Below are 21341 nucleotides of genomic sequence, written 5' to 3'. Positions count from 1 at the left end.
AATTTATTTGGTTAGGATAATGGATACGTAAATATAATATAATTATGGCAAAGAGTGTAGCTGATCAATTGGTTGAAATGCTGGTAAATGCAGGGGTAAAAAGAATTTATGCCGTAACGGGCGATAGCTTAAATAATGTAAACGATGCGGTAAGGCGCGAAGGCAGTATCCAATGGATCCATGTGCGGCATGAGGAAGCCGGCGCCTATGCCGCGGGCGCCGAGGCCCAGTTAAATGGTTTTGCCTGCTGCGCGGGAAGCAGCGGCCCCGGCCATGTACATCTCATCAACGGGTTGTATGATGCCAACCGCTCAGGGGCTGCAGTGATCGCCATCGCTTCAACCATTTCCAGCTTTGAATATGGTACAGCATATTTCCAGGAGACCAATACCATCAAATTATTTGACGATTGCAGTGTTTACAACCAGGTGGCTACCACGCCAAAGCAGTTTCCACGAATGATGCAGGGGGCAATCCAGGCGGCGCTGAATCAAAAAGGGGTGGCGGTAATAGCATTACCCGGCGATCTGACGGGAGTTGATGCGGAAGAATCATCCACCGCCATGCAGTTATTTAATCCCGTTGCAGAAATAAAACCATCCGCTGCAGACCTTGATCAGCTGGCCGCGTTAGTTGCCCGTCATCATAAAATAACCATTTTTTGCGGTATTGGCGCTGCTGATGCGCATGACGAGGTGGTAGCATTTTCGCAAAAACTAAATGCGCCGGTAGGCTACTCATTCAGGGCGAAAATGGATCTCCAGTATGATAACCCCAACGAAATAGGGATGACAGGTTTGCTGGGTTTGCCGGCAGCTTACAATAGTATGCATGAATCTGACCTGTTGATTTTATTGGGGACAGATTTTCCATACACCCAGTTTATGCCAACGGATTGCCAAATTGTGCAGATCGAGATCCGCCCTGAACGCATAGGCCGCAGGGCAAAAGTGAGCATGGGACTGTGTGGATCGGTAAAAGATACCTTAAAAGCGTTGTTGCCAATGATTGGGCAGAAAAAAGACGACAGTTTTTTAAAAGCTCAATTAAGGGTATATGACGAGGTAAAGAAAAAAATGCAGACTTATGTGGATGACCGGGGCAAAAAAGGAAATATCCATCCTGAATTTGTGGCCAGCCTGGTAAACGAACTTGCGGCAAACGATGCCATATTTACGGTGGATACGGGCATGTCGTGCGTATGGGGTTCCCGGTATATCCAGGCGACGGGTAAGCGCAAAATGCTTGGGTCATTTAATCACGGGTCTATGGCGAATGCTATGCCGCAGGCTATAGGTGCTGCGCTGGCTTGCCCGGGCAGGCAGGTGATCGCCTTATGCGGCGATGGCGGCTTATCTATGCTGCTGGGCGATCTGGCTACCATCACCCAATACAAACTGCCCGTAAAAATTGTCGTTTTCAATAACCGCTCGCTGGGAATGGTAAAACTTGAGATGGAAGTAGCAGGCATACCCGATTGGCAAACTGATATGTTTGACCCGGATTTTGCCCTGGTTGCCCAGGCAATGGGGATGAAAGGCATCACAGCCAGCGATCCGGATGATGTAAAGCAGGCACTTAAAGAGGCCTTTATGTATAAGGGGCCCGCGTTGGTTAACATCATGACCGACCCTAACGCGCTTGCGATGCCGCCAAAAGTTGAATTTGAACAGGTGAAAGGGATGACCTTATCCATGGCTAAAATGATGCTGAATGGCCGCATGGATGAGGTGCTCGACACGGTTAAATCCAATTACAAACACCTGAAGGATTTAATTTAGGGCCGTCTTCAGCGTGTAGATATGATCCGGCATGTTTATCCGGGTTCAATTAATAATCGGTTTTGGGGGCCAATAGCCATTGGCAGAATATTTTATTATCTTTCCGAAAATCTTTTCCAACCCATATGAAATATCCTGCCAAAAAGGGAGCATTTATTATTTATATCATTATTTTTTTACTGCTGGTGTCGGGCATCGCTATGTACGACAAACATATTAAAGCTTTTACGCCGGCTATTAACGCCGGTGCGATCATTTGTTTTGCGGTAATTGCCATTTTTTTATGGCTTTGGTTTGATACCTTTTATGTAATTAAAGAAGAAAAGCTGTATTACAGATCGGCATTCATCAGGGGAAGTATCCCCATCGCCGCAATCCGCGAAGTTGATAAAACCAGTCGTGGTTACGTGGGGATGAAAGCCTCCATCGCCCTAAAAGGCATTGTGATCAAATACAATAAATGGGATGAGTTATTGATATCGCCCTTAAATACGGATGAATTGATCAGCTGCCTTAAAGAGATAAACCCGGCGATAGAAGTAAAGGATTAATTCCCGTCCGTCCGGTTTTAGATACCGGTAGGGTTAAAACGCACCGGACGATTGATCCGATCATCCCTAAATAAATTTACGCCTTTTATTATTTGGGTTTTCATTTTTCTGTAAGCCGGCTTCCATACAACCTGCTGCTTGTCCGCACATGTTCGCTTGCCCTGATACCCCAAACCGGACGGACGACAATTAATATGCTTTGCTATTGTTTTATCACACAACCCTAAAATGTTAAATAAATACTATCAAGCGTTAAATAAGTATTATATTTATTTAACGCTTACTTTTTTTAATATATTGATAAACAAGTTTTTAAGTAATATAACAACCTTTTTATTTTAAATATTCATTAAACAATTAGCAACTCTAATGCAATTGCGTTTATTTTATAAATATTATACTGCAAATAGTGTTGATTTACCGGCAAATAGGAAATCGCCGGTTGGCTTAAATTGCAATAATACCAGTGGGGTTTATAAATGATGTTTTAACAATTGATTCGCAAAAATCAATTGCATAAATAAAGGATTTGGGTGCCCTTAAAAATGGTATCTGAGGTTTAGTTGTATCGGCATTAAAATATCAAAAAATGTTGGAGGCGTTCCGGGGTGAGATACGGAACGCTTTTTTGTGCGATATGCTTTAATCCCGCAGTCATCAACTTTAACTATTTGATTGCGAAAAAAAAGAAATGAGTATTTTAGAAAATACTTCCCCAATAGCCTACTAATAGTATAATAGACTTTGACTTTTCTTTTGCGGGAAAAACCAGTTGATTTAAGATGTTAGATTTGGTTGATAAGGCCAATCGTAATTCCAAATTCGTAAACCGTAAACTCTTTTTGTCGTCCGTCCGGTTTGGAGTAGCGACAGTTGAAAACAGAAGCGGACGTTTTTAAAGCTGTTTAACCTTTGGGATGATGTTTAATACAAAGATACGGCGTTAAATTGATAAAAGTACTGACACTGTTTTGTCAGTATGTTGCAGCGTCCGAATATAGATTTACTTGTCCTTACCTAAAACCGGACGGACAGCAAAAGGCTGTGTGATTTTAGATAGATCGAATCCTTCAAAATCGTAATTCGTAAATCTAAAATCGTAAATCAATACCCTCCTTTAACCTGCGTATTCAAAAATGCAGTATCCGGCGTTTCACCGCCGAAACGTTTTTTCGCTTCTTCCAGCATGGCGGCAGTAGCCGTTGCGCCAACACGTGTAACACCCAGTGCTTTTACTTTTAGCAGGTCGTCCAGCGTGCGAACGCCACCGGCAGCTTTTATCTGCACTTCGGGCGCAGCGTGTATGCGCATCAGCACCAGGTCATGTTCAGTTGCACCCTCGTAGGAGTATTTACCATCCCCGCCTTTAACAAAGCCGTAACCAGTGCTGGTTTTTACAAATTCCACTTTCAGCTTGCTGCATATTTCGCACAGTTTGATCTTGAATTGATCATCCGGCAGAAAATCATTTTCAAAAATAACCTTTAAAGCAGCTTTGTGCTTTTTGGTGACGGCCACAATTGCGGCAATCTCCTCCTCCACATAAGCCCAGTCTTCGCCCAAAACCTTGCCGATGTTTACTACCATGTCAATTTCCTGCGCGCCATCTATACAGGCCTGTTCTGTTTCAAACACTTTTACCGCCGTGGTGCTGTTGCCCTGCGGGAAACCGATAACGGCACATACCAGCACATCCGATCCCCGCAGCCATTCCAATGCCTCCTTGATAGCATAAGGTTTTATACAAACCGTTGCCACATTGTATTTTTTGGCCAGCAGGCAGCCCTGGTACAGATCTTCATCCGTCATGGTAGGGTGAAGCAGTGAGTGGTCGATCATTTTGGCGAGTTCGGTAACTTTATCCATGGCGGTTTAAAAAAGGGGTTAATCATAATCGGTTTTTAAAAGTATAATATTATTAGGATTAAACCTATTTGCCAGCGTGCCTAAAATAAAAAATGGTTGTTAATGCAACGCAGCGGCACAAACCAAAGTCTTTTAATTAAATCACACAAATTATGAAGACTTTTTTAACCTTATTCATCGTTGCCTGCCAGAGCATGGTTGCCCTGGCCCAGGATGGCGACAACAAAACCCCGTATTTAACCAAATCACTGGCCGGCGATGCCATCAACAGCGTAATCGTATCTACTTCGGCGGGTGGTATATCCGTTAGCGGCGCAACCGGGCAGGAGCCAAGGGTGGAAGTTTACATCCGGGGAAATAACGGCCATCAGCTATCGAAGGAAGAGATAGCCAAACGGCTTGAGAAAGATTATGATATGGATATTTTAGTTAACGGGCACGAATTAAGCGCTATGGTAAAAAACAAACATAATTTTACCAACTGGCGCGAATCGCTAAGTATCTCCTTTAAGATATTTGTGCCTGAGCATGTTTCAACCGACTTGAAGACCAGTGGCGGTGGCATTAGCCTGGACCATTTACAAGGGAATGAAAATTTTGTAACCAGCGGAGGTGGCTTAGAACTACGAAGCCTAAGCGGCTCGGTGCATGGGCATACTTCGGGCGGTGGCATTGATGTTTCCAACTCCGGCGAAGATATTGACCTGAGCACCAGCGGCGGCGGCATCATCGCCAAAAATTGCAGCGGAAAGATCAGGCTGGTTACATCGGGTGGCGGTTTGATCCTGGAAGGGCTAAAAGGCGATATTAACGCACATACCAGCGGCGGAGGCATTGAAGGCAGTAATATTGAGGGTGAACTGGTAACCGGCACATCAGGCGGCGGCATCGACCTGAAACACATGCGCTGCAGTTTGGAGGCCGGCACCAGTGCCGGAGACCTGACCGCCCAGATGGATGCAGTAGGTAAATACGTTAAATTGAATGCAAGCTCCGGCGGTATCAGGTTAAGTTTGCCTGTAAAACAAGGCCTTGACCTGGAGATCAGGGGCGAAGGTATCAACCAGCACCCGCAAAATATAAGTGGTTTTACCGGTAACTGGGATAAACACCACATCAACGGCAGCGTAAATGGCGGCGGCATACCGGTTAATGCACATGCCGAAGGTTATATAGATGTGAAATTTAATTGACGGAATAGTTTTGTTTTTGTATTAAAGCCCGGGTAATTCCGGGCATTTTTGGTTTTCGTAAAGCTAAAAACCAAAAAAATGTGAAATTGGACAGAGGATATTTGATGTTATTCGCCAATGCCGAAAACTACTGCCTGAACTTTGGCAATTACCTTTAAAAAAGTTTCGGTTTTTAAGGATGCTCCCGTTCTTGTAATAACATCTTCAGGATAGAACTGCTGAACCATGTGGCATACAGCATATCCGGTTCGCTGATTGCGCGGACTATTGATCATTTCCGGTTTGACTTCGTAAGTAAACTCAGGAAAGATATTTTTAGTGGAAAGAAGTATAGCGCAAAAGAAGCCTTCAATTTCATAAATGGCATCAGTTGAAACAACTATTGCAGGATGTGCTTCGGGTTTTTTACCGGTATAAAAAGCTATTTCTATGATATCCCGTTGACGAATGTTCATAGATATTTTAAAACATTGTTACGATTTGTTTTTGACTGATGAGTAAAATGTTTTTGGTAATCTTCTTTTGTAAGTTGATCCAATTTAGCCAATTTTGATTCCCTTATTTTGACACCGAGTTTCTTCAATTGCGCTATAATTTCTTCTTTGTTATTGTCAGGAATATCAATGGTTAAAGTTGTCATAATCAAACCCGGTTAATTGTCCAACACAAATTTAACACTTTTATTTACATCTTAATAAATCCCACCCCATAATCCCCATCACCCGCAAAAACTCCTCCTGCAAGGGCGCTTTAATATATATTGGCGCTTTGGTAACCGGGTGATCAAAACTTAATTGCGAAGCATGCAGCAGCATGGTATCCAGCTGCCAGCGCTCCTTAAATAATTTGTTTTGTTTGTTGCAGCCGTGGGTACGGTCGCCGATGATAGGGTGAAAGATATGGCTGAAATGTTTGCGCAGCTGGTGCATGCGCCCGGTAGCCGGGTTAGCCTCTAATAATGAATAACGTGATGTAGGGTGATTGCCCAGCGGTACATCCAGTTCGGCGCGGGCAAGGGTTTTATAGCGGGTAAAAGCTTCCTGCAGGGTGCCGTTTTCTTTGCGCAGCGCGTAATCAATTTCTCCTTCATCATCTGTAAACCCGCGAACAATGGCCAGGTATTTTTTATCCACTCTATTCTCCTGGAACTGCTGCTGCATCAGTTTCTCTACGTCTTTACTTAAAGCAAACAACAATACCCCGCCGGTTTTACGGTCGAGCCGGTGGGCCGGGAATACGTGCCGTTCCAACTGGTCACGCAGTAATTGCAGGGCAAATTCAGTAGCATCGCTGGCAATGGGCGAGCGGTGCACCAGTAAACCATGCGGTTTGTTAATGGCAACCAGGTGATCGTCCTGGTAAATAATATCGAGTTGGGGCATAGCGGGGGCTAAGGTAATTCCTTAGTTTATATTTTATAGTAACTCAAGTTCCATAATTTAATTCGTTGTGAAAAAGTTATATTTGTTTAAATGAAACTATCGTCAAAGCATTTAAAAACAATCCGTAGCTTTTTTTCCGGTCTCCCTGTTAAAAAAGCTTACCTATTTGGCTCTTATTCCCGAAACGAAGCTGATGAAAATAGTGATATTGATATATTGGTAGAACTCGATCATTCCAAACCTATCGGAATGCAGTTTTTTACCTATAGTGATGAACTTCAAAACCTATTGAATAAAAAAGTAGAGGTAGTGAGTTATGAAGGTCTATCCAAATACGTTAAACCATTTATTGACAAGGACAAGGTGCTAATTTATGAAAGGTAGGCTGGGCGATAAGGTTAGGTTGCAGCATGTACTTGATGCTATTAGCGAAATTGAGGTATATCTGTCAGATGTTTCATTTGAACAGTTTTCAGGGAATTCTGAGAAACGCTTTGCTACCATCAAACAAATAGAAATTATTGGAGAGGCATGCAATGCAATGACGGATGAATTAAAATCCTCATATCCCACCATTCCTTGGAAGCCTATTATTGGTTTTAGAAATATTTCAATACACGAATATTTCGGGGTAAACCTTCAATTGGTATGGGAAATAGCCAAAAACGACTTGCCCGAACTGAAGGAAAAAATACAAACCATCAGTGAAGCAATTGATAATCAACAGGATTGATCTATCTGAATTTCTCCCTTAAATAATTAAAATCGGGCCTTTAATTATCGTCCGCCCGCTTGTTTTCCTGCGCTATTTGACAATACAAACGAGGTCAGAAACGACTCTTTTAGTTTTTTATATTTAACTTTCGTCTAATTCCTTTTGGCACTAATTGGTTAAGTTTAACCTAAGGCATCCTTGGCTCCTTGTACGTTTTGTTGTTCGACACATTGTATAAAGTTTTCGAGTTGAGCTATTTCATTGCGATCACAATAAAGTTGAAAATTAAGCCGGGTTTCTTGCAAAAGAGGAAGAAAAGATGGATCAGTAAATGGTGCGGGGTTAAAGTCGATTAAAAGCTTTACTTTAACATACAAAAGGAGAGCATTCACTCCATAATCAAGTCTTTTCTTTGCAATTTCATTTCTTCTATTCAACACCCCATTAATAAACCAACCGGCTATTGCTGCAATAACTGTTATTATAGTAATCCAATCTTTAGTTTCCATATTTATTTTCTTTTGCCTTTGATGGCGCTGTCACCAACAAACCGGGATGCTGGTTTCTTATAACATTAAGCTTATCGTTAAAATCTACCTATGTCCGTATTAATTCCAGCCTGTCGCTATTCAAAACCGGACGGACGGCAAGGGAATTTCGGATTTCGAAATCAAAAATCACACCTCAAACGTTCCGTTCCTCTCCTGCTCCTGGTAGTTTTGTACGGTTTCGATGGCGTTGTCAATTACATCGCTCAGTGCAACAATAAAAGCTCCCGGCACGGCAATGCTCATGGAATGTTTGATAGCGTCTACCTCATTCGGTACGATCTCAAATTTCTTATCTATCTCAACAGATTCAATGCCTTCTATCAGTAAAGTCAATATATTTTCGGCAGTGCGGCCGCGCAGGTGCTTTTCCTGGCGCAGGATGATGTAGTCAAACATTTCGGCGGAGAGTTTGCCCAGTTCGCGGATATCTTCATCGCGCCGGTCGCCTGTGCCGGCAATGATGCCGATCTTCAGCGGGGAATCGATATGCTGTAAGAACGCTTTGATGCCTTTAAAACCTGCCGGGTTATGGGCAAAGTCTATCATAAAGCGGAAGTTTTTAAAGTTGAAGATGTTCATCCTGCCCGGTGTTTGCGCTGCCGAAGGGATAAAGGTTTCCAGCGAGATCTTGATATCTTCTGTTTTAAAATCATGCAGGAAGGTAGCCAGCGTCGCTGCCAGCACATTCTCGATCATAAAAGGTACGGTGCCGCCAAAAGTAACCGGGATGAGGCTGGTGCGCTCCACGCGGATCTTCCAGTCGCCTTTTTGTATGGTTACAAAACCATTTTCGTAAATACAGGCAATACCGCCTTTTTTACAATGCGATTTGATAACCGGGTTTTCCTCGTTCATGCTGAAATAGGCCACTTTGCAATGCGCCTTTTTGCCCATGCGCACACAATATTCATTGTCGGCATTTAAAACCGCCCAGCCATCTTTTTTTATGGAGTCGACCACTACATTTTTTACCCGGGTAAGGTCGTCCAGGGTGTGGATATCTGCAAGGCCCAGGTGGTCCTCCTGTATATTGGTTACCACGCCTATATCGCAAAAGCTAAAGCCCAGGCCGGCTCTTAATATCCCGCCGCGGGCACTTTCCAGCACCGCGAATTCCACGGTGGGGTCCTTCAAAATAAATTCGGCGCTTACGGGGCCGGTGGTGTCGCCTTTCAGCAGCATGTTGTTTTGTACGTAGATCCCGTCGGAGGTGGTAAAGCCAACACGGTAGCCATTGTTTTTGACGATATGTGCTATCAAACGCGTAGTGGTGGTTTTACCATTGGTGCCGGTAACCGCTATAATAGGGATCCTGGCCGATTTGCCCGGAGGGTACAGCATGTCAATCACATGCCCGGCTACGTTGCGGGGCAGGCCCTCGCTGGGCGCTATATGCATCCTGAAGCCGGGGGCAGCGTTCACTTCCAGGATCACCCCGCCGGTTTCTGTAAGCGGCTCGCTAAGGTTTTCGGCCATAATATCAATGCCGCAAATATCAAGGCCGATGATCTTGCTGATCCGTTCGCAGATAAAAACGTTATGCGGGTGTACATGGTCGGTTACGTCAACAGAAGTGCCACCTGTACTCAGGTTAGCGGTTGACTTTACAAAAACCTTTTCGCCTTTTGCTGGGATGGTATCCAATGTATAACCTTTTTTCTCGATCAGGTCGAGTGTATCCCGGTCGATACTGATCAGCGTTAAAACCTTTTCGTGCCCATAGCCGCGGCGCGGGTCTTCATTTTCTTTGTCTATCAGTTGTTTAATGGTCGATATGCCATCACCTTTTACATGGGCTGGGTCGCGCAGGGCGGCGGCAACCATTTTATTATCAATCACCAATACCCTGAAATCATAACCGGTAACAAAGCGTTCAACAATAACCCGCCGGGAGATCTTCGATGCAAATTCATAGGCGGCTACAGCTGCTTCCCGGTCGCGGATATTGATGGAGATACCACGGCCATGGTTGCCATCCAGTGGTTTAAATACCAGCGGGAAGCCTACTTTGCGGATCGCCTCCTCAACGCCCTCAATGGAAGAAATGGTAATGCCTTTGGCCACCGGAATGGCCTGCTCCAGTAACATGCGTTTGGTTTCATCCTTATTGCTGGCAATATCAACGGCAATGCTGCTGGTCTTCTCCGTCATGGTGGCACGGAACCTAACCTGGTTTTTGCCATAGCCTAACTGCACCAGCGACTGGTTATTCAACCTGATCCAGGGGATATCGCGGGCGATAGCTTCTTCCACGATAGAGCCTGTACTCGGGCCGAGGCGGGTATTTTCGCGGATCTCGCGCATTTGCTGCACATCGTGCTCCAGGTTATAATCTTCTCCTTTAATAACGGCCTCCACTATCTTCACTGCAGCTTCTGCAGCGTATACGCCTACCTTTTCTTCAACATAAGTAAACACCACATTATAAACCCCGGGTGTTTTGGTTTCGCGGGTTCGGCCAAAGCCGGTCTCCATGCCGGCCAGTGATTGGATCTCCAGCGCCACATGCTCCACCACATGCCCCATCCAGGTACCTGCAATAAGCCGCTGGTAAAAACCACCGGGCACTCCCGGCGAACAGCGGTGCTCGTACAAGCTCGGCATCAGTTTATCCAGCCGTTCGTAAAAACCTTCGATGGCATTGGAAGGTTTGTGCTCCAACTCTTCGAGGTTCAAACGCATCTGGATCAATTTTTTACGGTTTACACTCCAGATATTCGGGCCGCGCAGTACTTGTATATTTTCAATCTTCATGGATATCGTGCTAATTAATAGATGGGTCAATTTTCTTTTAAAACTAAACAACTTAACAATCTAATAAAATTTTTGGCATAAAAAAGGTATTATTATTTATAATAGCCTGCCTTTGTGCCACTTTTTATTTTAATTTGTATTGTGTTAAGTTGATTAAGTGAATAGTTGACTGAGTGAGTGGTTGTTTTTTATACAAAATATTTATCCTCCTCAACTCAATCTAACTTAATCAACCTAATCTAACTTAATCAACTTAAATAATGATCATCCCTAAAGGTAAACTGATAATTATAGGCGGAGCGGTGGATATGGGTACTAACCTGGGTTCGCAGGAAAATATTATTAAACCGAATTATCTTAAGTTTTTTGAGCAGGGAATATTAAAACGCATTATTACCGAATCGGCAAAGCAACATGATTCGGTGGTGGAGGTGATCACTACGGCATCGCAGATCCCTGAATTAGTGGGTATTGAATATATCGAGGCCTTTAATCAGTTACATGTTCGTAATGTGGGCGTGCTGGATATCCGCAGCCGCGAGGACGCAAAGCGTGAAGATTTCCTGGAACGGATAAGGGTAGCGGATGTGGTGATGTTTAGCGGCGGCGACCAATTGAGGTTAAGTTCGATATTTGGGGGGACCGAGTTTTTGCAGATCATGAAAACCCGTTATCACAATGAAAATTTTGTGGTGGCAGGCACGTCTGCCGGAGCGGCGGCAGCATCAACCAATATGATCTATCGCGGCCAAAGCCATAAAGCGCTGATAAAAGGCGAAGTACAAATGACCGCCGGCTTAGGTTTTATTGATTCGGTAATTATTGATACCCATTTTGTGCAACGCGGCCGCATTGGCAGGCTGCTGTACGCAGTGGCCAGTAACCCGGGCATGCTGGGCATTGGCTTGGGTGAAGACGCCGGGTTGCTGATTACCGGAGGTACGATGATGGAAGCCATCGGCTCGGGCCTTACTATCCTGGTTAACGGCCGTAAAATGGCCGAAACCAATATTTATGATGTGGAAATGGGCTCGCCCGTATCCATCAAAAACATGCGTGTAAGCGTTATGTCAATTTATGATAAATTCGATCTGGCGGAATACCAATTAATAATCAAAAAATCCGTTAAAGTTGATGGTGCGCTTGCGCCTGACGACAATTAATAGATGTGAGATGTGAGACGTGAGATATGAGATTACCCTGCGTTTTTTATCTCCAATCTATCGAATAAAATAATTTATAGACGTGAGATATGATATACCCTGCGTTTTTTCATCTCATATCTCACGTCTCATATCTCACATCTATACAACAATGAAACTAATCATCCACGGAGGTTTTTTTAGCGAATCGCAAACTAACCAGGAAATAAAAAAAGCGAAACAGGAAGCGCTGTCTGAAATTGTAAAACTGGGCTATAAACACCTTCAAAACCATACTGCCGTTGAAACTGCCGTTTATACAGTGGCTTTACTGGAGGATAATGAATTGTTTAATGCGGGTACGGGCTCACAAATACAAAGCGATGGCAAGATCCGGCTCAGTGCATCTTTAATGGATGGAAAAACCATGCGTTTTTCGGGGGTGATCAATGTGGAGGATGTAAAAAACCCTATTTGTATTGCCGAAAAGCTATTGCATTATGACGACCGTGTTTTAAGCGGAAAAGGCGCAAAAGACTTTGCCCGCGAAAACGGCTTTGAACATTATAACCCCGAAACACCCCAGCGCCGAAAGGAATATGATAAAAAGCTTAGTGATTCTATCCGTTTAGGTACCGTAGGTTGTGTGGCGCTTGATGTTTTTGGCAATATAGCAGCGGCCACCTCAACCGGCGGCAAGGGCTTCGAGATCCCCGGCAGGGTAAGCGACTCTGCAACCACAGCAGGCAACTATGCAAACGCATCGGCGGGGGTATCATGCACCGGCGTAGGTGAAGATATTGTGAGTGGCGCTGTCGCGTCAACTATTGTAACCCGTGTTACCGATGGGATGCCAATTGCCTTGGCTGCTGAAAAAACACTAAATGAATTAAAGCCATTTGACGGCTTTGCAGGCATTATAGGCATCTCCGCCAGGGGCGAAATTTACCATGCTGATACCCACCCCTATATGGTTTGGGCATTGCATGATGAAGAAACGGAAGTGTTTGGGTAGATATTATTTTCTCGATTTGTGGTAATGTGGTCAAAAATGGTTGGTGATAATTTGCAGAAAAAGTATTAAATAGGCCTTGTAGATCAGAAGAGGAAACAGGCGCTGCCGGAGGGCAACTTGTCAGCAATATGATTTACAGGAATAAAGCCAGAGCCGCTCCGAAGCATCGGACCGGCTTTTTTTATTGGCTGGTTCCTCCAATGGCTAAGAAAACTCATTTACCGTTATTCTTAAAATGCAGATACCATTTGATGAAGTTTCGTTTGGCTTTTGGCCGCAGGCCGCGATGAACGTCGAGCTTTTCTTTCAGATGTCCGAAGAATGATTCAAGGCGATTGGTAGTATAAGGAATTTGCGGATCATCCAGGTAGTGAAACATATTGGGTATCGCTTTAATAATCAGGCTTGCCGTTTGACGCAGCATCTTATGCCTGTACCAATATCTGCCGGTATCCGGGTTAAATGCTTTCTCATTAACATAGAACTTACTTCTTTCATACCAGTGGTAAATATCTGCCAGCCATTGATTGCTTTGTTCATAGGTCCTTAAATAAGTGATTTGTTTGGATAAGTATAACAGTTGCTGTGCAACCGGAGCCTTAGGATTCTTTGTAAGCCAGGTTTGGCTTTGGCGTTTAATGTGTACCAGGCATCGCTGGATCAATACATTTGGATAGACTTTACGGATAGCTTTTAATAGTGCTTTGTGCCCGTCGCAGGTGATACTAGCTATATTAACACCAAGCTTCTTTAGATTCTCCAGATCCTCCTGCATTTGTTCATAGCGCTCCTGATCAGTCATCCGGTAAAGCTGGGTATAACGGATATCATGATCGTAGTAAAGCACAAGACAAAGATCGTTTGGAAAGTAAGTTGCATCAATCAGCAGGTGTGCCTTTACCTTGCTTTTAATCCGTACTTCAGGTGCCTGCTCCAGGTAATAATGGAACAAGCGCTGTATGCTGCTTTGCGATAATCCACTGTCACGAACCAGGTATTTATAAACCTGCCGCTCGCTGACCCACTTCTCAAACCAAATAAATTGATTGCTGTAAGCGACCCCGGAGTTCGATCGGGTAAACATCATGCCGCAGGATTTGCACTTAAACCGCTGCCTGTCATTGCGTTTACCCCAGCCAATAACTGTCAGGCTACCGCAGGCCCAACACGCGTTTTTTTAACACTTTTCATAAACGAAAAAAGTCAATTGAAACCATTTTCAATTAACTCAATGTATTTATTTGATAGCCTGTTAGTTACAATGATTTTACCAACCATTTTTGACCACATTATCCGATTTGTATTCTCTTATAATATCGTCCAATTGCTTAACTGCATCCTTTTTGCTGATTGTTCCTAACTCAGATTTAGTATAAATATTGGTTAACAGGATAACAATGCCGGTACTGGTTTTTTCCAGATGATAGTACAATACTCTAACCCCACCACTTTTGCCACCTCCCTTACTCTTATCAGCCAAACGAACTTTAAATATACCGCTTCCATAGGAATCTCCGAGGAAAGGATTTTCGATCAATTGCCTTTGCAAATTATCAACAGATTCTTTCAGCGAATGATATTTTTTCGCGAGAGGCTTGATGTCACGAATAAATTCAGGGGATACTTCAACTCTATTATTCATTCCAAAGTTCGGAATATGGAATAGATTTTAATTTCCCATCTTTTATTAAAAGTGCTTCCTTTAAGCCTCTTTTTAGCGATTCCAACTCATCAATAGTTGAATTTTCATCGCCGGCATTCGCATTAAAAATATTACCACCTCTTGATTTTACAAAGTTTGATATATCAGTTACTTCAGCTTCAGGAATTTCAATAATCAACGTTGTCATCACTATAATTATTAAGTTTTATACACAAATATAAGAATTTACGGTAGAACATAGTTTTTCAAACATGTTTAACTATACCAGTTTAAACTTAATCTTCGTGTTTCAACCTACTCAAAACGCTGGTTATACAACTTAATGGCTTTATTACTATGAAACGCAGCTTTACTAAGGTTGATTATAGACGAAACCAAAAAAGCCGTTGCCATTCCGGTAAAAACATAAGCCCCTGTTAAACTATGGTGCTGGTAAACGATAGCAGCCTGGCCGTTTACAATGGCGGATGCAGCGCCCGCGTTTTTATTGTTATTGGCAAATTCAATAACAGCCGCAAGCCCCGAAACCGCAAACCCTGCGCCCGAGACATAAACCCATGTAATATTATTTTTAGCAGCATGATATTCGGTGGCCGATGGTGCGTAAGCCATCAGCCTGACGGCTACCTCATCGCTGGTGCGCAATTTATCGCCGATAGTATACAAATAAGATGAATGCCGGGGATCGCCAACAGGGATAACCCTGATTATGCTGTCGGGTTGCGCTTTTTTTACTTCCTGGGCCTTAGCAGCTATGGTTGAAAGCAGCAGTAAAATTGTGATAAAAGTTAGATTTTTCATGGCTGTTTTGATTTAATATTATCAGTTAAACATCCAAAATCATTATTTGTAAAATGTTAATTGTGTAACAATTTTAACATTGATGCAGAGGTGTAAATTGCCGGGTTAAAACTCGGTTTGTGGTTATTGGCGATCAGCGACGGTATTTTTTTTATATACGCTCCATACATAAAAAGGTATGCCGGCCATCAGCAGTAAAAAACCATAATAAACCGTATCCTGGCCAGAGCCCGCAACGGCCCATAATGAATAAGCAAATGCCAGGGAGCCTATAAGGATAGCAGATGCCCATCCTCCGCTATGCAGGTGCTTTTTATCGAACCGGATGATGATATACCCTGCGGCGCAAAAAAGATACGGTACCAGGGTGGTTAATGTAGTCAATAGGATCAGGAATTTAAATTGCTCCACCAGTCCTTTGGTGAAATTCATCACCATAAACAGGGACACAAAAACACTGTTGACGATGATAGCCGCATAGGGTGCACCATTGTCGTTTAAACGGCTAAAAAATGAGGGGAACAACTTGTCTTTTGCCACAGCATAAGGGAATTGCCCCTGGACCAGGGTCCAGCCGTTTAAGGCGCCAAATGCCGCCACGGCAACACCAGCGCTTGCCCAGTAGCGGGCACTGTTGCCAAACATGATAACGGCGGCATCGGCATACGGAGTAACCGAATGCATTAAGGTTTTTTGAGGGATAATGCCCATGATGCTGATGCTTCCTAAAATATAAACCAATGCCGTAACAGCCAAACCGAGCATGGTAGCCCGCGAGATGGTTTTTTTGGGATTTTTAACATTTCCTGCTGGTATGGAGGCACATTCGATCCCCAAAAAAGAATACATGGTGATGGCTGCAGTGGAAGATATCCCCTCAAAAACTGATTTCCCGCTACTGTTAAATGGGTGAAAATTTTGCAGCCTGATAAAAAACAGGCCTCCTATGGCAATAACAACCAGGGGCAATAACTTAGCAACGGTGGTAATGAGCTGTACATTGCCCGAGGTTTTAATGCCCCGGTTATTTAGCCAGGTCACCAGCCATATAAAGCCCAGCCCTGTGATGATGGCGGCTGTAGCACTTTTATCTAACACCGGAAAAAAGGTACTTAATGCACTGATTAGCGAGATGGCTACCGCTGCAAGGGAGCAAACATTTGACAGCCAGTAACCCCATGCCACCAGGAAGCCCGCGAAATCACCAAAAGCATGGTGGGTGTAAGCATAGGGGCCGCCCGTTGCAGTTGGAAGCATTTTGCTCAGGTTAGCAAAAACCTTTGCCAGGAAAAAAGTGCCGATCCCCGAAAATAGCCAGCCCAGCAAACTAATGCTCCCATAGGAAGCCATAGCAGCCGGTACCAGGAATATACCCGCCCCGATCATATTGCCGACCACTAATGAAGTACTGGCCCATAAGCCAATTTTGCCGGGTTCTGATCCGCTCATTTAAATTTATTTAGGAGTGAAATGTCGCAGGCTATTTTTTCTTTCCTAAATATATTTATTTTTTTGATAAATGAACGCCGGTGGAGTTTTTATTGCAAAACGCCCCGGGGTTACCAGCTCATTTATATTTGGTCTCTTAGTGCCGTCTCTGCTCCTTAGTGGTTAAGTTTTTAACACAGAGGGCACAAAGAAGGCACGAAGATCACCGAGGTTTGTTGGTTTGTTTTTTGACGGTCTAAGCGTTAACCGCTTTCGGAAATTGCAGGATCAGCTGTGGGTTAGGGATATTTTTACGATACTTTTCTTTTTCTTCTAAACTGCAAACACCCGGGTAATCACCTGATTTACCTTCCATATCAAATATCAGCTGGAAATGCAGGTGCGGGGGCCAATGCCCGTTTTCGTTATCATCGCCTAAAGTTGCAATCCGCTCTCCGGCAATAACCTTTTGTCCCACTTTCAGGTTTTCAAGGCTGGCACGGCTCAGGTGTCCGTAAAGCGAATGCAAAATCAAGCCATCAAGGTTATGCTCCAGAATAATGGTTGGCCCGTAATCGCCTAGATTATTATTGTCCTTAAAACTGTGTACCTTACCTTTCAAAGGGCTGTAAATCGGCATGCCTGCCTTTCCCCATATGTCGACCCCGAGGTGGTGCCGGCGCTTAACATCTCCGTTGTTAAATAAAGGGCTATGGGCGTAAATATTCCGGTTTTCCATATAACCGCCGATGCCATATTTAGCGCCGGTAGCCTCCAGTTTACCATTAACCCATTTTCCAAATTTTGCATGATCGGCAATGGTTACCGCGTCAAGTTCCTTGTTGCCAATGGTAAGGTCAAACTGGTATAATTTATCGGTCATCGGGTTAAAATCAACCAGGCGGCCGACAGCATCGGGATGTGTTTTTACGAAAGTAGCTAATTGTACAGAAGCGCTCATTATTTTATTCAGTTTCGGGTTGACGGTCTTCTTTACTTATTTTATCAAATATTTTGTCCATGCGTTCAACGTATTCGCTGGTATCATCAATAAAAAACTCCAGCTGGGGTATCACCCGTACCTGGTCTTTTATCCTTGCACCCAATTTATAGCGGATTTCATTCCCATGCGATTTGATTGTTTGCAGGGCAAGTTGCGCATTGGTGTTATTGAAAAAGCTCAAAAATACCCTGGCAATAGCCAGGTCGGGTGTAACCCGCACTTTGGTTATGGTGATCAGTGTATTTGGTAAATAATTAATGCCCTCACGCTGAAAAATAGCGGCAAGGTCTTCCTGTATTACTCCTGCAAATTTTTGCTGTCTCTTCGATTCCATTTTTTATAGCTGAAAGCTAAAAGCATAAAGCTCAAAGCTAATTTGTGTTTAATTATTAAAATTTCATTTTTAGCTTTGAGCTTTCGCCTTTAAGCTTTTACGTTCTTTCAGTTACACATATCCTGCGGGATCTCTTTCGTGATCTTTATTAGTTTTCTTACAACCAGTGTACTGTCAAATTCAGATCCCAGGCCCTCTTTATCTGAATGGATTTTATCTCCCTCAACTTCCACATATACAGGGACATAAGGTTTCTCGAAATTTAACTGCGAATATTTTAATTCCAGTTGTTTTGAACTGTCAGTAACCCAAAACTCCTGGCCGCTGTCACAATCCTTAAATGATTTTACCTCTGGGCCAAAGCTGTAAACGCCCTTAAATACTATCGCAGGCGGTTTTTGGGGATGGTTATTGCAAGCAATTATCCCTGTAATAAGTATCAAAATCAAATATGACGAAAACCGTAGCTTCATTCTTTAAAATTATAAATCCTGCTTGATGTCATTCAGCCCTTTAATACTTAACCGGGCGCTTATTCCGGAAGCAATAACCGCGATAAAGCTAACTGTAAAAAACACAAGCACAAAATCACTTAACCGCAGCGATACGGGGTAAGCGTCAATCATTGACATTTTCGACCCCATTTTCACCAAACCAAACCGTTGCTGCAATATACAAAATCCCAGTCCTAATACTATACCTGCAATACATCCGGTTATAGTGATCATCATCCCTTCAATAAAAAATATCCCCTGTATCAGTTGTTTATGGGCGCCCAGGCTGGTTAAAATAGCGATATCTTTTCTTTTATCGATCACCAGCATGGTTAATGAGCCAATAATATTAAATATAGCAATAATTAATACAAAAGTTAATATCATAAAAATAAACCAGCGTTCGTAGTTTAATGTTTTATATAACTCGGTGTTTTGCTCGCGCCGGTTTTTTACTGAGAATTCTTTGCCAACCTTATCCCGGATATCCTGCTGTACGGCGTCAAGGTCGGTTCCCTTTTTGTAGTTGATCTCAAGTGAGGATACGTTCTGGGGCTGGTCAAGCAATACGCGGGTAAAGTCAATGGTTGTTACCACCATATCGTCAAAATCCTGGCCCACTTCAAAAACACCTGAGGGGGTAATCGGGCGTACCACAAACTCACTCAGTGGGTCGGTGCCACTTCCTGCCTGCCGGCGGGGGGCATAAATTTCGATGGTGGAAAACCTGTCTTTTACATTTACCGCCAGGCTGTTTTCAACTTCTGCACCCAACACGGCATATTGCTCCCCGGCTGATTTCAGGATAAAAGCCCCGCTTTGTATCGTACTGTCAATCAATGGATTTTTTAAAAAGTCGCGACCTACGCCCTTAATCGTTCCGATAAACGACTTGTTATCGTATTTGATCATCGCTTTTTCCTGGAGTACGGGAGTAAAGGAAAAGATCCGGGGATCCTTACGCAGGTTATTAAAATAGGGTACGTTAGGATTAAATGTCTTGCCAAGACGTGGTTCAATTTTTATTTCCGGACAAAAATTACCGTATAAATTTAAAATAGTTACTTCGAAACCATTGAAAACTGATAATATGATCACCAGTGCCGCACTGCCGATTAACACGCCCACCATGGAAATGCCCGAAATGATGTTGATAGCATGCACCTTCTTTCGCGAAAAAAGGTATCGTTTGGCTATGTATAGCGAGGTGTTCAAGTTAGTTATTAGAGATAAGAGATTGGAGATTAGTTAAAATGATGTTCAAAGTGTTTACAAAAATAGCCTATTTAGCGGAGGTTTTATACACAGTATCGCTGTAGTGAAATTAATGAACGATATCAATTATTGCCTATTTATATTAAGTCAAAAAGGGGTTGGTTTGTTTTTCGTAGCCGATGGTTGTTTCAGGGCCGTGGCCCGGGTAAACTATACAATCATCAGGCAAAGTAAACAGTTTATGTTCGATATTATCCATCAGCTGGCTAAAATTGCCGCCGGGCAGGTCGGTACGGCCGATGCTGCCCCTGAATAAAACATCGCCGCCAACCAACTGATTGCCTTCTTTATCATAAAAACAAAGATGTGCCGGTGAATGGCCGGGCGCGAAGATCAACTGAAGTTCGGTATTGCCGAATTTGATCGTCCCCTTTTCAGACAGGTATTCATCGGGTACGGGCGATACTTCGTATCGGATGCCCATCATCGGCGCATAGGCTACTACAGCTTCCAGAACCGGAAGTTCACCCTCGTGGAATTTTGGTTTTAAGCCGTATTGATCAAAAATAAACTTATTGCCCAGCACGTGGTCGATATGGCAATGGGTATTTAGTAGCAAAACGGGCTTTAAATGATTATCCCTGATAAAATTAACTACGACGTTTTGTTCCCTGGCGGTATCCATGCCGGGGTCGATGATGGCGCACTCGCCGCTTTCATCATATAAAATATAGGTGTTTTCCTGGTACGGGTTATTGGTGAAAGATTGAATTTGTGCCATGCGGTAAAAATACGGAAATAATTGAATGCGGATTGCGGAATGTCGATTGCAGAAGGATTAGGGAACCCAAAATGATAGTAAGAGCAGATTCTAATTTTGGATTTATCTTAAAGTTCAAAACTGATGCCCAGTACTTCGGACGTAATTTTGCCTTTCAGCTCATAAATCAGCTCGTATCGCTTACTGTCGTTATAGGCAAACATGATAACTGTTTTATCTGAAGGGTCGACAATGAAATATTCCTTCACACCGGCCTCTTCATAAAGGGTTTTCTTTTTCAGTGTATCATGGGTACGATTGCCCGAAAGTATTTCGAAAATAATGTCGGGGGCGCCATGTATCCCATCTTCACGGATAATATTATTGTTTTCATTCATGATGACCATTACATCCGGTTGGACAACAGATTGCATTTCCATCAAATACACATCGGTTGGAGCTTCGAGTACAACCCCGGTTTTAGCTTTTTCTAAAAACACAAACAGCAATGAAGATATTTTTACGGAGATAAACTGGTGTGTTGTATTTGGAGCCGGAGTCGTGATCAATTGGTTATATAGTACCTCGCACCGGGTGCCTTCAGGCAGGCTCCTGTAAATATCTATTGCCGTTGCTGGTATTGTGGTGTGCATTTTTTGTTCTTTTATGCTAATTTAAATATTATTATTTAAT

Annotated in this window: 23 protein-coding genes and 1 pseudogene; 7 read left to right on the top strand and 17 right to left on the bottom strand. The window is 43.3% G+C overall.

Features of this window, described 5'->3' with window-relative positions; all coding sequences use genetic code 11:
* Positions 1 to 44 precede the first annotated feature (44 nt).
* Complete coding sequence (locus MgSA37_RS23990; RefSeq protein WP_096355764.1) at positions 45 to 1781, top strand: thiamine pyrophosphate-dependent enzyme; 1737 nt, start codon at positions 45 to 47, stop codon at positions 1779 to 1781.
* 125 nt (positions 1782 to 1906) lie between these two features.
* A complete protein-coding gene (locus MgSA37_RS23985) occupies positions 1907 to 2332 on the top strand; it encodes a PH domain-containing protein (protein WP_096355762.1) in 426 nt (141 codons plus the stop codon).
* A gap of 1104 nt (positions 2333 to 3436) precedes the next feature.
* Here MgSA37_RS23985 and deoC read toward each other — a convergent pair.
* Positions 3437 to 4198 carry a deoxyribose-phosphate aldolase gene (gene deoC, locus MgSA37_RS23980; protein WP_096355760.1) on the bottom strand — a complete coding sequence of 254 codons (762 nt, stop codon included), beginning with the start codon at positions 4196 to 4198 and terminating at the stop codon, positions 3437 to 3439.
* Between the two features lie 152 nt (positions 4199 to 4350).
* Here deoC and MgSA37_RS23975 point away from each other — a divergent pair, with 152 nt between their 5' ends.
* Complete coding sequence (locus MgSA37_RS23975; protein ID WP_096355758.1) at positions 4351 to 5391, top strand: DUF4097 family beta strand repeat-containing protein; 1041 nt, start codon at positions 4351 to 4353, stop codon at positions 5389 to 5391.
* Between the two features lie 107 nt (positions 5392 to 5498).
* Here the strand turns inward: MgSA37_RS23975 and MgSA37_RS23970 are convergent, their stop codons facing one another.
* The 3 genes from MgSA37_RS23970 to MgSA37_RS23960 are packed head-to-tail and all read right to left on the bottom strand — an operon-like array spanning position 5499 to position 6773.
* Complete coding sequence (locus MgSA37_RS23970) at positions 5499 to 5846, bottom strand: type II toxin-antitoxin system PemK/MazF family toxin (RefSeq protein ID WP_096355756.1); 348 nt, start codon at positions 5844 to 5846, stop codon at positions 5499 to 5501.
* Complete coding sequence (locus MgSA37_RS23965; RefSeq protein WP_096355754.1) at positions 5843 to 6031, bottom strand: hypothetical protein; 189 nt, start codon at positions 6029 to 6031, stop codon at positions 5843 to 5845. Before MgSA37_RS23965 ends, MgSA37_RS23970 begins: the two co-directional genes overlap by 4 nt.
* Positions 6032 to 6071: 40 nt before the next feature.
* Positions 6072 to 6773: a pseudouridine synthase gene (locus tag MgSA37_RS23960; protein ID WP_096355752.1), complete on the bottom strand. Its 702-nt coding sequence runs from the start codon at positions 6771 to 6773 to the stop codon at positions 6072 to 6074.
* Between the two features lie 90 nt (positions 6774 to 6863).
* On the opposite strand from MgSA37_RS23960, the gene MgSA37_RS23955 reads away from it, so the two are divergent.
* Positions 6864 to 7157, top strand: coding sequence for a nucleotidyltransferase family protein (locus tag MgSA37_RS23955; protein ID WP_096355750.1), 294 nt, complete (start codon positions 6864 to 6866; stop codon positions 7155 to 7157).
* Positions 7147 to 7506, top strand: coding sequence for a HepT-like ribonuclease domain-containing protein (locus tag MgSA37_RS23950; RefSeq protein ID WP_096355748.1), 360 nt, complete (start codon positions 7147 to 7149; stop codon positions 7504 to 7506). Before MgSA37_RS23955 ends, MgSA37_RS23950 begins: the two co-directional genes overlap by 11 nt.
* Positions 7507 to 7670: 164 nt before the next feature.
* On the opposite strand, the gene MgSA37_RS23945 is transcribed toward MgSA37_RS23950, so the two are convergent.
* Positions 7671 to 7997 carry a hypothetical protein gene (locus MgSA37_RS23945; RefSeq protein WP_096355746.1) on the bottom strand — a complete coding sequence of 109 codons (327 nt, stop codon included), beginning with the start codon at positions 7995 to 7997 and terminating at the stop codon, positions 7671 to 7673.
* Positions 7998 to 8165: 168 nt separating this feature from the next.
* Complete coding sequence (gene cphA / locus MgSA37_RS23940; RefSeq protein ID WP_096355744.1) at positions 8166 to 10793, bottom strand: cyanophycin synthetase; 2628 nt, start codon at positions 10791 to 10793, stop codon at positions 8166 to 8168.
* Positions 10794 to 11053: 260 nt separating this feature from the next.
* On the opposite strand from cphA, the gene MgSA37_RS23935 reads away from it, so the two are divergent.
* Positions 11054 to 11956 (top strand): cyanophycinase, encoded by a 903-nt coding sequence (locus MgSA37_RS23935; RefSeq protein WP_096355742.1) that lies wholly within the window; start codon positions 11054 to 11056, stop codon positions 11954 to 11956.
* 151 nt (positions 11957 to 12107) lie between these two features.
* Positions 12108 to 12950 carry an isoaspartyl peptidase/L-asparaginase gene (locus tag MgSA37_RS23930; RefSeq protein ID WP_096355740.1) on the top strand — a complete coding sequence of 281 codons (843 nt, stop codon included), beginning with the start codon at positions 12108 to 12110 and terminating at the stop codon, positions 12948 to 12950.
* Between the two features lie 214 nt (positions 12951 to 13164).
* Here the strand turns inward: MgSA37_RS23930 and MgSA37_RS23925 are convergent.
* From MgSA37_RS23925 to MgSA37_RS23875, 11 genes and pseudogenes are all read right to left on the bottom strand, one after another.
* Positions 13165 to 14106, bottom strand: a pseudogene (locus tag MgSA37_RS23925) (IS256 family transposase, variant Zn-binding type); the annotation flags it as partial.
* A 111-nt stretch (positions 14107 to 14217) separates the two neighbouring features.
* On the bottom strand, positions 14218 to 14592 hold the full coding sequence (locus MgSA37_RS23920; RefSeq protein ID WP_096355738.1) for a hypothetical protein: 375 nt from the start codon (positions 14590 to 14592) through the stop codon (positions 14218 to 14220).
* The gene (locus MgSA37_RS23915; RefSeq protein WP_096355736.1) at positions 14585 to 14800 is read right to left on the bottom strand and encodes a hypothetical protein; all 216 of its coding nucleotides are present in this window, start codon (positions 14798 to 14800) and stop codon (positions 14585 to 14587) included. The genes MgSA37_RS23920 and MgSA37_RS23915 overlap by 8 nt, the downstream gene beginning before the upstream one ends.
* 107 nt (positions 14801 to 14907) lie before the next feature.
* The gene (locus tag MgSA37_RS23910; RefSeq protein WP_096355734.1) at positions 14908 to 15414 is read right to left on the bottom strand and encodes a hypothetical protein; all 507 of its coding nucleotides are present in this window, start codon (positions 15412 to 15414) and stop codon (positions 14908 to 14910) included.
* Positions 15415 to 15537: 123 nt separating this feature from the next.
* Positions 15538 to 16863, bottom strand: a complete 1326-nt coding sequence (locus tag MgSA37_RS23905) for an amino acid permease (RefSeq protein WP_096355732.1) — start codon at positions 16861 to 16863, stop codon at positions 15538 to 15540.
* 235 nt (positions 16864 to 17098) lie between these two features.
* On the bottom strand, positions 17099 to 17803 hold the full coding sequence (locus MgSA37_RS23900) for a peptidoglycan DD-metalloendopeptidase family protein (RefSeq protein ID WP_096355730.1): 705 nt from the start codon (positions 17801 to 17803) through the stop codon (positions 17099 to 17101).
* Positions 17804 to 17807: 4 nt separating this feature from the next.
* Positions 17808 to 18179, bottom strand: a complete 372-nt coding sequence (gene rbfA, locus MgSA37_RS23895) for a 30S ribosome-binding factor RbfA (RefSeq protein ID WP_096355728.1) — start codon at positions 18177 to 18179, stop codon at positions 17808 to 17810.
* Positions 18180 to 18286: 107 nt separating this feature from the next.
* Positions 18287 to 18652: a hypothetical protein gene (locus MgSA37_RS23890; RefSeq protein WP_096355726.1), complete on the bottom strand. Its 366-nt coding sequence runs from the start codon at positions 18650 to 18652 to the stop codon at positions 18287 to 18289.
* A 9-nt stretch (positions 18653 to 18661) separates the two neighbouring features.
* Positions 18662 to 19888: an FtsX-like permease family protein gene (locus tag MgSA37_RS23885; RefSeq protein ID WP_096355724.1), complete on the bottom strand. Its 1227-nt coding sequence runs from the start codon at positions 19886 to 19888 to the stop codon at positions 18662 to 18664.
* Between the two features lie 142 nt (positions 19889 to 20030).
* A complete protein-coding gene (locus tag MgSA37_RS23880) occupies positions 20031 to 20669 on the bottom strand; it encodes an MBL fold metallo-hydrolase (protein ID WP_096355722.1) in 639 nt (212 codons plus the stop codon).
* Between the two features lie 107 nt (positions 20670 to 20776).
* A complete protein-coding gene (locus MgSA37_RS23875; RefSeq protein WP_096355721.1) occupies positions 20777 to 21301 on the bottom strand; it encodes a Uma2 family endonuclease in 525 nt (174 codons plus the stop codon).
* Positions 21302 to 21341 lie beyond the last annotated feature (40 nt).

It is taken from the genome of Mucilaginibacter gotjawali (assembly GCF_002355435.1).
GTDB classification, from domain to species: Bacteria; Bacteroidota; Bacteroidia; order Sphingobacteriales; family Sphingobacteriaceae; genus Mucilaginibacter; species Mucilaginibacter gotjawali.
The sequence above is the reverse complement of the archived record's forward strand: the minus strand, read 5'-3'. Positions and strand labels throughout refer to the sequence as shown.